Source organism: Halanaerobium sp. DL-01 (genome assembly GCF_003338615.1).
Taxonomy (GTDB): Bacteria; Bacillota; Halanaerobiia; order Halanaerobiales; family Halanaerobiaceae; genus QPJE01.
In genome coordinates, this window is sequence record NZ_QPJN01000016.1 from 42,386 (window position 1) to 54,296 (window position 11,911).

The 11,911-nt window shown below is 31.2% G+C and carries 14 protein-coding genes; 7 read left to right on the forward strand and 7 right to left on the reverse strand.

The genetic code is table 11. The features are described 5' to 3' along the window. The first annotated feature begins 7 nt into the window (after positions 1–7). The 3 genes from DER71_RS07065 to DER71_RS07070 all read left to right on the forward strand — a co-directional run bounded on the left by DER71_RS07065 (position 8) and on the right by DER71_RS07070 (position 3,202). Positions 8–2,611, forward strand: a complete 2,604-nt coding sequence (locus DER71_RS07065) for an McrB family protein (protein WP_114474463.1) — start codon at positions 8–10, stop codon at positions 2,609–2,611. A 251-nt stretch (positions 2,612–2,862) separates the two neighbouring features. Then, complete coding sequence (locus tag DER71_RS11945) at positions 2,863–3,009, forward strand: hypothetical protein (RefSeq protein ID WP_158531735.1); 147 nt, start codon at positions 2,863–2,865, stop codon at positions 3,007–3,009. 10 nt (positions 3,010–3,019) lie between these two features. Beyond that, on the forward strand, positions 3,020–3,202 hold the full coding sequence (locus tag DER71_RS07070; protein ID WP_114458242.1) for a hypothetical protein: 183 nt from the start codon (positions 3,020–3,022) through the stop codon (positions 3,200–3,202). Between the two features lie 188 nt (positions 3,203–3,390). Here DER71_RS07070 and DER71_RS07075 read toward each other — a convergent pair whose 3' ends face one another. Both DER71_RS07075 and DER71_RS07080 read right to left on the reverse strand, forming a co-directional pair. After that, positions 3,391–4,227, reverse strand: coding sequence for a transposase (locus DER71_RS07075; protein ID WP_114474464.1), 837 nt, complete (start codon positions 4,225–4,227; stop codon positions 3,391–3,393). Continuing rightward, complete coding sequence (locus DER71_RS07080) at positions 4,227–4,538, reverse strand: transposase (RefSeq protein WP_158531800.1); 312 nt, start codon at positions 4,536–4,538, stop codon at positions 4,227–4,229. Before DER71_RS07080 ends, DER71_RS07075 begins: the two co-directional genes overlap by 1 nt. 374 nt (positions 4,539–4,912) lie before the next feature. Here DER71_RS07080 and DER71_RS07085 point away from each other — a divergent pair, with 374 nt between their 5' ends. Continuing rightward, complete coding sequence (locus tag DER71_RS07085; RefSeq protein WP_114458244.1) at positions 4,913–5,701, forward strand: Bpu10I family restriction endonuclease; 789 nt, start codon at positions 4,913–4,915, stop codon at positions 5,699–5,701. Between the two features lie 97 nt (positions 5,702–5,798). Here the strand turns inward: DER71_RS07085 and DER71_RS07090 are convergent, their stop codons facing one another. Both DER71_RS07090 and DER71_RS11950 read right to left on the reverse strand, forming a co-directional pair. Next, positions 5,799–6,956: a site-specific DNA-methyltransferase gene (locus DER71_RS07090; protein WP_114458245.1), complete on the reverse strand. Its 1,158-nt coding sequence runs from the start codon at positions 6,954–6,956 to the stop codon at positions 5,799–5,801. Positions 6,957–6,964: 8 nt separating this feature from the next. Continuing rightward, positions 6,965–7,117 carry a hypothetical protein gene (locus tag DER71_RS11950; protein WP_158531737.1) on the reverse strand — a complete coding sequence of 51 codons (153 nt, stop codon included), beginning with the start codon at positions 7,115–7,117 and terminating at the stop codon, positions 6,965–6,967. Positions 7,118–7,366: 249 nt separating this feature from the next. Here DER71_RS11950 and DER71_RS07095 point away from each other — a divergent pair, with 249 nt between their 5' ends. After that, positions 7,367–7,690: a hypothetical protein gene (locus tag DER71_RS07095; RefSeq protein WP_114474466.1), complete on the forward strand. Its 324-nt coding sequence runs from the start codon at positions 7,367–7,369 to the stop codon at positions 7,688–7,690. Positions 7,691–7,871: 181 nt separating this feature from the next. Here the strand turns inward: DER71_RS07095 and istB are convergent, their stop codons facing one another. The 3 genes from istB to istA form a co-directional block, all read right to left on the reverse strand. Next, complete coding sequence (gene istB / locus DER71_RS07100) at positions 7,872–8,621, reverse strand: IS21-like element helper ATPase IstB (protein WP_114459018.1); 750 nt, start codon at positions 8,619–8,621, stop codon at positions 7,872–7,874. Beyond that, positions 8,614–9,075 (reverse strand): hypothetical protein, encoded by a 462-nt coding sequence (locus DER71_RS07105; RefSeq protein WP_114474467.1) that lies wholly within the window; start codon positions 9,073–9,075, stop codon positions 8,614–8,616. The genes istB and DER71_RS07105 overlap by 8 nt, the downstream gene beginning before the upstream one ends. 327 nt (positions 9,076–9,402) lie before the next feature. Then, positions 9,403–10,125, reverse strand: coding sequence for an IS21 family transposase (istA, locus tag DER71_RS07110; RefSeq protein ID WP_233487386.1), 723 nt, complete (start codon positions 10,123–10,125; stop codon positions 9,403–9,405). A gap of 280 nt (positions 10,126–10,405) precedes the next feature. On the opposite strand from istA, the gene DER71_RS07115 reads away from it, so the two are divergent. Both DER71_RS07115 and DER71_RS07120 read left to right on the forward strand, forming a co-directional pair. Continuing rightward, positions 10,406–11,557, forward strand: a complete 1,152-nt coding sequence (locus tag DER71_RS07115) for a plasmid pRiA4b ORF-3 family protein (protein WP_114458247.1) — start codon at positions 10,406–10,408, stop codon at positions 11,555–11,557. Positions 11,558–11,591: 34 nt separating this feature from the next. Then, positions 11,592–11,885: a hypothetical protein gene (locus tag DER71_RS07120; RefSeq protein WP_114474469.1), complete on the forward strand. Its 294-nt coding sequence runs from the start codon at positions 11,592–11,594 to the stop codon at positions 11,883–11,885. The last annotated feature ends 26 nt before the right edge of the window (positions 11,886–11,911 follow it).

Consider the following 11,911-nt stretch of genomic DNA (forward strand, 5'->3'; position numbering starts at 1 on the left):
CATAAAAATGGCTGATAATGATAAAAGAATCTATTTAATCATTGGAGAAAAAACAAATTTTAATAGAACTATAAAAAGCTCTGTTGATATTAATGAATTATATGAGAAAAACATGATTTCAGAAGCTACATATAATGATTTAATTTCAATTTATCCTGATGCTGAAATGAAATGCTGGGGATTTCCTGATAACAAAAACAAAGATAACGTTTGGGCCAGGATGAACGAAGATGATCTCTGTTTAATGTACAATGATGATCAGATTGTAATGTCAGGTATCTTTAAATATCGTTTTCATAACCAAGAAGTGGCGGAATATATATGGGAAAGTGATGGGACTCCCTTTGAATATATATTTTGTTTAAATGATGTTCATATTTTAGATATACCCTCTGAAAAGGTATTAATGGATGAATTTGGATATAAAAGCCTCTCTATCATGGGAGCCAATCCTTTAGCAAATAGCAGACTAGAAAAAGTATTAGATAAATATGGTTCAATAGACAACTTTAGAAAAGAAATAGAAAAAAATAATAGAGATAAAATACTGTATTCTTCAAACTTCTGGAGAATACTTGCAGAAAATATTTTTCTTAAAATTATTGATAAATCAGTACTACATAATAATGAAACTGGAATTCCAAAAGATATAATCAAATATTTTGAAATAGAGGATATTGAAGAAGGTAGCAATAAAGAAATTATTTTGAATTACAATGAGGAAGAGTATTATGCTAGGTTTGAACATATAAGCTTAGACCGCTATCGGATCATGTGGAGACAGGACTTTGCTAATGTTTTAAAAGATGAATTACCTTTTTGGTATCAAAAATTTGAAGAAGATAGCAGCTATGGAAGTGGTCAGGAACGACCAAAACTTAAATTTCTCAAAAAAAATAGTAATGAATACGAAATTGAATTAATTAAAGGTGAAGAGACTGATATTACATATAATAAATTTGATCCAAATGTCTGGTGGGTTAACCAAGGTCAAACTATGGAAGCCGAAAAAAGTGAAGGAATACTCTGGGCACCAATAGAAAGTAAAGGTGGGACAACTCAGTATCATTGGGAGACAATGACTGAAGTTAAACCAGGAGACATAATTCTCCATTATGCCAATGGGTCCTTAAGATATGTAAGTCAGGTTAAAGAAGGAGCAGTTAAATCAGAAAAACCGACAAGTATGGAAGCAGATGACTGGAATAGAGAAGGTAGATTAATTAAAACTGAATATTATAAACTAGAACCTACAGTTAATTTAGGTCAATTCAATCAAGAAATAGTAGAATTAGATATTAAAAAAGGCCCAATCAATAAATTAGGTGGAGTTAATCAAGGGTATTTATTTTATTTTAGCAAAAAAGCATTAACAATTATTCAAAATAAAGCTAAAGAAACTAATTGGCCAGAATTTGCTCTTTTAGAGGAGGATCCAATGGTAGCAGAAATTAATCAACTAACCACTAAAGAAATACTAACTCAAATCAAAAACTACATTAAAGCTCAGGGCTATACCTATCCTGATAACCTAATCGAAAACTTCTATCTTTCTCTAAAAACAAAACCCTTTGTCCTGCTGGCAGGAATATCAGGTACTGGTAAAACAAAACTGGTAGAACTATTTGCCGGGGCTATTGGCTGCAGCTCAGAAAATGACCGCTTTAAATTAATTTCAGTTAAACCAGACTGGAATGACAGTGCCGATCTCTTAGGATACAGCAATATTAGAGGAAACTTTCAGCCTGGCCCGATATTAGAAACAATCAAAAAAGCTGCTGCAGATCCAGCTAATCCCTATTTAGTTTGTCTTGACGAAATGAACCTGGCTCGAGTGGAATATTATTTTAGTGATTTTTTATCAAAAATGGAGACCCGACACTATGATGGTGATCAGATTAAAACAGATAGATTACTAAATGAGAATGACTTTGATCCAAATGATAAAAATAATTCTAAATCTAAATACTCTAATCTATATATACCGGACAACCTCTATCTAATTGGAACGGTTAATATGGATGAAACGACTCATCCGTTCAGCAAAAAGGTATTAGATAGAGCAAATACAATTGAATTCAATCAGATTGATTTAACAGCCTTTTTAGAGGAAGATTATTCAGTGCAGGCTCAGAGCTTAAAGGTAAATAATCAATTTCTAAAAACTGAGTATTTAAATCTAAAAGATCTGCTGCCTGCTAAAAAAGATGAAGTCCAAAGAACAACTGAAGAACTGGAAAGATTAAATAAGATTCTTAAAAAAGCAAACTTACAGGTAGGCTACAGAATCAGAGATGAGATTAATTTTTACATAGTCGAGGCTTTGGATAAAGAATTATTAGATAAGAATACTGCCTTTGATAAGGAAATTCTGCAAAAGGTATTACCCAGGATCCAGGGTAGTTCAGCCATCATTAAAGAAATACTGCTGGAATTATTTGATTTCTTTAGTGGAAGCAGCTTCAGTCAAGAAAACGGTCAGCTGTCTAATAGAGTCTGGAATTATTATCAGGCAAATCAGGAAAGCTTTAAGTATCCGGAATCAGCAGAAAAAACAGCATATATGCTGCGGCGCTTTGAAGAAGATGGTTTTACTTCTTACTGGCTGTAAAAATATATAAGATTCCAGGCTAAATTGGGTAATAAAAATTAGTTGTTTTTAAAGCTTTTACTTCAATAAAATTAAAAATGAATAGAGAGACAGTTTTCTTAAATTAATGATAAGCAATAAATTTAAATATTTTTTTGATATCAGTCTGACATAATGTTGTCACACTTCTGTGATATTATAAAAATAACAGAAGAAATATTGTATTTGATTCAGGTATTAAACTTTAAATTATTTTTTAAGAGGTGATCCAAATGGCAAAGTTCGTTTCTTTTCTCTACAAGCTGGCCAGAATTGCAAATGATGCAGAAACTTTAAGCAGCGGCAGTCCTAAAAGAATTGCTAAACGAGCCAAAAATAAAGTTATCGGTAGATCAATCATTAAAAAATTAATGAAATAGGGGGATATTTATGGAAGAAATCTTAGATGAAGTAAAAATTGGTGAAAAGTTAACTGTAGGAGTAAATGCTTCTAATGAAGAAATTGGTCTATTTATTGCTTCAGAAGATGTTTCGGCAAGCTGTGCCTTTAGAAAAGAAGAGTGGGATAAATTTGTGGAAGCAGTAAATAAAGCTGACAAAAAAATAGAATAGAGAGAAATAAAAATAGGGCTGTAAGTTTTCATTGAACTTTACAGCTCTGTAATTTTCAGTATATCTTCATGCATATGCTAAACTAAAAGTGTACCCAAAATAATGTTGTGAATGTCAAATAATATTTTACGCTTTTCGCTCAATAAGATTTTACACCTAAGATTTTCCAAAAATGGTTTCTCTGTGAGTTAATCTGCAGCTATCAAACTAATAGAGCTTAATAACAAATGAGTTTTAACTTTTTTAGCTCCCATTACAGTTAAGTTCTCTAAATTTAGATGCTCTTTTAATCTGGAAAAAGTTCTTTCAACACTGGTTCTTTCGTTGTAGATCTTTCTCCAGGTTCTAGAATCCCTATGTGGAGTTGAAATATATCTGGGGTTCTCTTTTGGTCTGGTTTTAGTTACTCGACCATAGTTGCTGTTAGAACACCACTTAGTTCCATGAATACAATCAACTTTACCACATACATGTGGGCATCTAAATTTATTGACCCCTTTGTAATGACCCCAGTAATACATTTTGTGTCCACCACTACAGACTGGTGTTCCTTTAAAATCATAGAAACCAGCTGGTGGCTGTTTAGCATTACGCTTGTTAATTGGGATAATGGTCTGAGATTCCTGCTCAAAGAGAATATACTCATAGATATCAGTATAGTCATAACCTGAATCCATAGTCCAGTATTTAGGTTTAGTTAAATCTCTTTCAGCTAAAAAGTCATTAACCTTTTCAACTAAAGATATTGCCTGAGTTTTATCTGCATGATTGGCTGGAGTCAAAGTTAAAGCAATTGGTAATTCTGAGTTAGTTTCAACTGCAGCATGTATCTTCCAGCCAAACCAGGTTATCTGATTTTTATGGGAGTCGAATTTAGTACCCCAATCAGGGGTAGAATTATTTTCCTTATCTATCTTTGACCTTGGTTTAGCTCGTTCATAGGATTCCAGTTTTGAAGCATCAATAGCCATTGTCTCAGTGTCCAATAAGTCAAAATCTATACATTGATCCAAAAGATTATTCATCAGTATTTCCAGTTCATCAGTCTCAGATAATTTGCTGTAATATCGGCTAAATGTTGCTTCACTGGGACCTTACCAGTGGTAGAAAAACCGCAGACATATCTGAGATATGGACTTCTATCAATTTTACTTACTAAGTCTGCTCTGGTGGGAATCTTTTCGATCTGTTGGACCAGAAAAGCTCTTAAAATAGCTTCTGGATTGTATCCAGTTGGTCCTCCATTAGACTTAGGCTTAATCTTTTCAACAATAGGTTTTAAATCAATAGGATCTAAAATACAAATTAATTTGTCTGTTTCCGATAAATTCAGCAATTCTTCAAAGGGAAAGAGACATTCTTGTCGAATAGTATTAATAGGCTTCACCTTCTTTCTGTTTTTTTAGGTGTTACTATTAAATTCGACAAGAATGGGGTGAAGCCCTTTTTATATCATTAAAATCTTTGTTATATCAAGGCTTATTTTTATGAAATTCACTTAATATAACTGAATTTATTCATTTCAATCTCCAATTATGGCATACTATACCTATAACCTATACTATAACAGAAGATGATTTTAATGTTTAACAATATAAATTTATTCACCCAGCCTTTATTAATGGCACTGCTGATAACTTTTCTCAGGATAAGGTTGTCTTTGATCAATTTCTATAAATTAGAATAACACAATAGGGAGATGTTAACATTATGAACAATTGGTTTTATCATGGAAATAATATTGATACAAAAATTAATAAGTCAAAACCATATAAAGGAATTAGACAGGAATTAAAAGATTTTAGAAAAAATTATTATTTATCCTTTAAAAATAATTTGATGTCTATTACTGATATCAATAAAGAAGCAGTGTATAGTAAAGTTGAATTAATAAATAAATATTATAAAATTGCAGAATCATTTGAAAGAAAACATAACATTAGTTCCCAATCAAAATTCAGATCCACTATATTAGAGGAATTTATGGGTTATCTTTTTAAAGATATACCTGAAATAGAGGGTATGGGATTAGAGTTTAATAATAAAAATATATTTGCTGGGATTAAATTAGATCATAATGGCAATATAAATATTCAAACTAAAGATGTAGATTTTTGTATTGGTAAAAATTTCGATATTTATGTTGACGCCCAAAAAAACAAATATGAAATATTTATTCCTATTGTTGCAATTGAATGTAAAACTTATTTGGATAAAACAATGTATAGTGAAGCACAGTTTTCAGCTCAAAAAATAAAAAATGGTACTCCTAATGCTAAAACATATATCATAATGGAAACTAATGAAGTAGCTCTTGATAAATATTCACCGCAAAGTCCAATTGATGAATTATATGTATTAAGAAAGGAGACTGGTAAAAACATAAGCAAAGAGATTACATATACTTTCTTTAAAGAACTTCATGAAGATATAAGACAGGTTAATAAATTAAATGAAATAATACTGCCGGGTAAAATTCTAAATCCTGATGTAGGATAGTTATTAGAAAATTACATTTAAAAAAAGCAGAAAATTATTGGTTGAGAAAATTTTTTCCACCAATAATTTTAGTTTATTATAATCTATAATTTTTTTCTCATTCAAGATTCAATTTTAACTGTTTAGGTACTTTTTTTACTCTTTCACGAGCTTTTTTAGTATATTCTTCAGATATATCTATTGAAATATATTTTCGGTTTTCCTTCTTGGCTACTGCGGCAACAGTACCTACTCCACCGAATGGATCCAAAATTATATCTTCTTGATAGCTAAATAATTTAAGTATTCTTCTGGCTAGTTCTTCTGGGAACATTGCAGGATGATCATATTCTTTCATATTTCTTTCGGGTGCAATACTCCATTTTGAGTATACCCATTCTTTAAATTCATCAGCAGTTATGTCTATATTTTCTTTTTTACCAGTTTTTTTGATATCGCCTTTACAGTAAACTTCAACAAATTCCCATGTATATTTAAAATAAGGGCTTGAAGGACTTTTCCAACTTCCCCAGGCAGTATATTTACAATTGTAATTATTTTTCTCCCATAATATTTCTGTTTTCCAAATCATCTTTTTATCTATGAAATATTTACCTACGATATGATGAAGTGGAATGTAATCAGAAAATAAGGGTTGAATATTTACAGCAAATCTACCACCATATTTTAGAACTCTAATACATTCATCAAAAATAGCAAAGAGTTGATCTAGATACTGCTGCCACTTTATTGAATCATCGGTTGCTTCATAATCTAATCCAAAATTATACGGTGGTGAAGTAAAAATAAGGTCAATTGAATTATCAGGTATTGTTTTTAGATATTCTAAACTATCAGCGCATACAATTTGATTAATCTTTTCTTCTGTTAGCTTATTATTTTGTTTTTTAAAATTATTATCTTTTGCATAATAATATTTACCTCTAGCTGTTTCTTTTTTCTTTCTGTTTTTTACTTTGCGTTCTTTATTATAATCAATATATATTTTTTTACCATTATCAATACCATAACTTTTATTTTTATTAATTTTTTGTTTAATAACTTGAAAATATTCAGGTTTTTCATTGAAAAAACTTTCAAATTTATTTATATCAAAACTATTAAGATATATTAAAATGTCATTATCATTATTCTTTTTAAGGAACAACTCATTTTCATCAAAATATTTATTTATTTCACTTAAAATATTTTCTGAACTTTCTTGTTTAAAATTTTTCTTTTTGATTTTTATTTTGATATAATTGTTTTTGTTCATTATTTTAATCACCTTTCAGTAGAATCATCAAATTTTTTTATATATTGTTCAATTGCTTTATTCACAAGCCAGCTTATAGATCTATCTTTTTTTTCAGATATTTTACCAAGTTTATCCCAATTTTTTTTATCATCTTCGGAAATATATATGTTTTTTCTCAAGGTCAACACTCCCTTTTCTTTTATGCATATATTATAATATGATATGCGTATAAATTCAAGCATTTATATAATTTTTTTGAGCGTATATTTAGCTTCATTTATATTATCAGGAAAATTTATATAAAAGGAAAAATTTAAAAGGAGTAGATACGATGCCACAAATCCCTATATGGTAGACTAGTTGTCGTGGGGCACAAAAAAAATCTGTGTATAATAGAGTAACGACAATAAATCCTAAGGAGAATTACAATGCCAAGAAAAGTTTATTCTAAAAAATTAAAAGAGTCCATATTTAAAAGACTGGCTCCACCTAATGCTGAAAAAGCACCTGATATAGCTAGAGAAACTAATATACCCGTTAATACTCTCTACACCTGGAGATCTAAAGTTTTAAAGAGTAATCCAACCAGCAATAAAAAAGCAAGTAAATGGTCTTCCGGTGATAAGTTTCAGGCTGTTTTAGAAACTGTAAGTCTCTCAGAACTAGAAACTGCTAAATACTGCCGTGAAAAAGATATCTATGTAGAAGATCTAAAAACTTTTTTTGGTAAAGACAGTACGGTATTTATTTAAAATTTTTTAAATTGTTTTTAATTGTATGGTAGATAGTTTGTGAGTTATTTGATATACTGTTTGTGTGGCTGATTTCCTTTTGCTTTTGTCAAGCGAAAAATGTACCACCCTACCAATCGAATTGTGTACCACCTAGTTCAAAAAAGAGAAGGAGAAGAAATTACTCCTTCTGTAGTTAAAATTACTGGGCTTTCTTTGTTTTCTTCTGCTGATCTAAGAGCCGATGACTAGATCCATTAAATAACATTATCTTGCTGTTATGAATCAGTCTATCAATAATTGCAGCAGTCATTCTTTCATCATGAAATACTTTAGCCCATTCAGCAAATTCAAGATTGCTGGTTAAAAATATAGATCCTTTTTCATATCGTTCTGAAAAGATTTGAAACATTAGTTGTGTCGCCTGATTTGATAATTCAACAAAGCCCAATTCATCAATTAATAATAAATCTAATTTACTGATCTTCTTTAAAAATTTGAGCAGCTGCTGTTCTTCCTGCATTTCAATCAGTTGATTACACAAACCAGCTGCAGTAAAGAATCCAACTGTTTTACCCTGTCTGCAGGCCTCAATACCTATTGAAATCAGCAAATGGGATTTGCCAGTACCTGGTGATCCTAGAAATATTATGTTGGTATTTTGATCAATAAATTTGCAGCTAAATAGTTCCATAACTTCAGTTTTGGATAAAAAGGGAGCTTCAGAAAAATTAAACTGTTCGATTGTCTTTAAATTAGGAAATTTAGCCTGTTTTAAAAGTCTATTAAATCTGTTGTTTTCTCGCATGATAACTTCATATTCAACAAGATTACTAAAAAATTGCTCATGATCCCAGCTTTTATCTCTGGCCTCTTTTAAGATATCATCATAGCATTCTACAATACCTGGCAGGCGGCAAAATTTAAGCTGTTCTCTTAATTTATCATCCATTTATCTCACCACCTTTTACCAGTAAAGAATCGTACTCGCTTAAGGGAAGATGAGTAGTGTGGATATGCTCAATATTAAGTTCTTTCAGGATATCATCTGCTAAATACTGTGTACCAGTGGTACACTGAGTTTGGTAACGCAGTACACTTAATACATCCTGATAGCTGTATCTGTTTTTCTGATCAAGTTCTTTTAAAATTCTAGCGATAGTTGGAACTGAATATTCTTCTGTCAGTCTCAAAATATCAATGAATTCTCTGGTTCCTTTAGATTTTGATCCTAAATGAGCCTGAATTAATCTATGATATTCAGTATATATTTCTGGCAAATTCCAATCCTGGATTACTTTTGCCTGTTCATAGGCTCTAGCTTTCTTTCTAATTACGCTCAAATAGTGATAAGGGTTAAGAACTTCTTTGTTTTTACCGAATAATCTATCATGTTCGGCAACCACTTTATCATTGTAGACCAGTCTGATTTCAAATGGATATAGTCTGGCCTGTAGTCTTTTACCAACATATTCAGTCGGTACAGAATAACGGTTGGTATCTATATGAACCAGCTGATAGCTGTTAACTTTAACATCTTTAAGACGGGCATACTCATAAATTTCTGTTAGAGGAAGAAAATCTTCTGCTAACAGCCTTTTCTCCCAGGTTTCACCGAGATGTTTTCTGGTCCTGAGTCTATGCTGACATTTTTTAAGCAGCTTCTGATTTGTATCTTCAAAACTGATAAATTCTGGTCTTGGTAAGAAGTAATTATTCTGGACATATTTTACTTAATTCTCAACTAATCCCTTTTCGTTACCCTTGCCAGGTCCACAAAACTCTGCTTCAAAAGAGTAAAATGATTGTATTTTAAGGAATTCCTGCTGCAGTATACGATCCTGTTCTTTAAGAACTGTTTTTACTGCTGGTTTAAGATTATCAAAAATAATCTTTTTGGGGATACCACCAAAAAATTTAAAGGCTGAACTAAGTCCATCAAAAAAGAATTCTGTCTGTTCTCTCGGATAGGTTTTAACAAATTCACCTTTGCCAGAGCATAATTTAGCACAGAAGGCATGCTTTTTGACTGGTACTCCATTTCGTTTAGAGTATACTTCACCAAAATCAACCTGCAGGGAGCCACTAATTGGGACCAGTTTCAGATAGGCTTCCTGCTGGTGTATATGAAGTTCTTCTTCCTCCTTTCTGCACTGATAGGTAAAGGAAGAATAAGTACCTGAATAGCCTTCTTCACAAAGCAATTCATACATCCTGAGTTTTGTTAGTTTTTGTCCTTTAGGAGCTTCATTGTTTTCTTTAACCATTACTTTTATTCGCTTTTTAAAATCACCATTTACTGGCTGAGGTCTGTCTGTACTTAACCTGTACTTTTGTTCTGGGTTTGCAATAGCTCTAGTTACAGTATCGCGATGTATTCCAAGTTCACTTGCAATAGCTCTTTTACTTTTCTTTTGATTAAAATATAGAAACCTAATATAATTATATTGTGCCATCTCTTTCACCTTTCTTACCTCCTGTTTATAATGATTATTGGATAAATCAATTATACAGGAGATGGTGTTGAGGTGGTACACTTTTCGATTAGCAGAACATTATTTTTGGTACACTTTTAGTTTAGCATATGCATCCTTTCTTGGGTATTTATTTTTCATTAAAGATATTATATCAAAAAAGGAGGTCAGCTGCATTTTTATTTAGTTTTCTTGTAAAATGGTGATGATATAATTAGAATGAAATCAATATTGAAAAAACGCATTAAAAGGACTGATAAATATGCTGATCCAGGCAACTAAAAAGTTGAGAGATGAATTAAATCTGGAAGAATTTGAGCAAAAAGAAAGACCTGCTTTATTTTCCTGGCATGCTAATTTTTTAAGAATTAATCGGAGAAAAACAGTAGTTTTAGTTAATGATGCATGTGATTATACTGTGATATTATATGGTGTGAAAAAAGATGATCTTAATCATTTTCCAGACCGGGTCAAAGAGGGAATAAAAAGATCTTTTGAGCGTGAAGGAATTAAGGGAAGTTTAATAGAAAAATATTTATCTCAATTTGAAGATTTTTTCTATCAGAAAGCAAAAAATAGAAGTCATATAGCCAGAATGAATAATTCCTGTAAAGAGGCCAAAAGATTTGCTGATAGATTTAATGAAAATGAAATTTATCAGCCTCAAGTAGCAAAGAATATAAATAATATGCTCCGCAAAAATGATAATAAAGATTATTTTTATCCTGATAAATCTCTGCAGCAGGAATTAGCAGAATATTATGGAGAAAAAGATGTAATCGAGACTAAAGCAGCTGTTTTAAAAGTTGAACTTGAACTGGGTAAATATGAAGCCTGGAGAAAAGTAATAGTACCCCTAAGTTATACCTTTAGAGAGCTGCATAATGTTTTGCAGAAGCTCTATAACTGGCAGGATTACCATCTGCATGAATTTTTTGTCTACAGTGAAGAAAAAGATGATACTAAAAATTGGAACCATGGAGAATATCACCGGAACGGCTATAAGGCTATTTTGAATCTAACAATAAATCAGGATAATTTAGAATATAATAAGTATGAATTGAACTATCAAGATGAAGATTTTGAACTGGCGGTAGAAAATGAAGTTAAATTAAAAGATGTTTTGCCTGCCAGAATAAAATACATTTATGATTATGGTGATAATTGGCAGCATTATCTAGAAACTGAAAAAATCATAGAAGATTATAAGTCAAATCAGCCGACCTTTTTAGAAGGAGATGGAACTGCTCCCCCGGAAGATGTAGGAGGAGTAGGTGGTTTTGATGAATTTATGCAAATCATATCAAATCCCGAGCATGAAGATTACGAGTCAATGCTGGAGTGGGCTAAAAATCAGAGGTTTAAAGAATATGACCCGGAAGAAATAAAAACTAAGCTTGAGCGTCATTTTTAAATATATAAATTAAAAAATCGGAGAGATAATTTTTATGAAAGGTAAATGCAAAATTTGTGGTAATGAATATACTCAATCAGGAATGTCCAGACATTTAAAATCATGTCTAAATAAGAATTATGACAAAATAGTTGCAGAAGAACAAGCTCAGAAAACTTTATATTATCATATTTATATTAAAGGGACATATAGGTCAGAATACTGGCTGCAGCTGCAGGTCAAAGCAGACGCTAAATTAAGTGATCTTGACAAGTTTTTGCGTGATAGAAGTTATAGTCTGCTAGCAAACCTCGTGGGCTTGCCCCGAGAAAATAGCAGACGGTTTTGAATTTCAATTATTATGTTTAGCTAATA

Bases quoted from the DNA above. Each gene is read 5' to 3' on its own strand.
- DER71_RS07120 (WP_114474469.1), top strand. From the start codon at position 11,592: ATGAAAGGTAAATGCAAAATTTGTGGTAATGAATATACTCAATCAGGA.
- DER71_RS07075 (WP_114474464.1), bottom strand. From the start codon at position 4,227: ATGAATAATCTTTTGGATCAATGTATAGATTTTGACTTATTGGACACT.
- DER71_RS07085 (WP_114458244.1), top strand. From the start codon at position 4,913: ATGAACAATTGGTTTTATCATGGAAATAATATTGATACAAAAATTAAT.
- DER71_RS07090 (WP_114458245.1), bottom strand. From the start codon at position 6,956: ATGAACAAAAACAATTATATCAAAATAAAAATCAAAAAGAAAAATTTT.
- istB (WP_114459018.1), bottom strand. From the start codon at position 8,621: ATGGATGATAAATTAAGAGAACAGCTTAAATTTTGCCGCCTGCCAGGT.
- DER71_RS07065 (WP_114474463.1), top strand. From the start codon at position 8: ATGGCTGATAATGATAAAAGAATCTATTTAATCATTGGAGAAAAAACA.
- DER71_RS07115 (WP_114458247.1), top strand. From the start codon at position 10,406: ATGCTGATCCAGGCAACTAAAAAGTTGAGAGATGAATTAAATCTGGAA.
- istA (WP_233487386.1), bottom strand. From the start codon at position 10,125: ATGGCACAATATAATTATATTAGGTTTCTATATTTTAATCAAAAGAAA.
- DER71_RS11945 (WP_158531735.1), top strand. From the start codon at position 2,863: ATGGCAAAGTTCGTTTCTTTTCTCTACAAGCTGGCCAGAATTGCAAAT.
- DER71_RS07095 (WP_114474466.1), top strand. From the start codon at position 7,367: ATGCCAAGAAAAGTTTATTCTAAAAAATTAAAAGAGTCCATATTTAAA.
- DER71_RS07070 (WP_114458242.1), top strand. From the start codon at position 3,020: ATGGAAGAAATCTTAGATGAAGTAAAAATTGGTGAAAAGTTAACTGTA.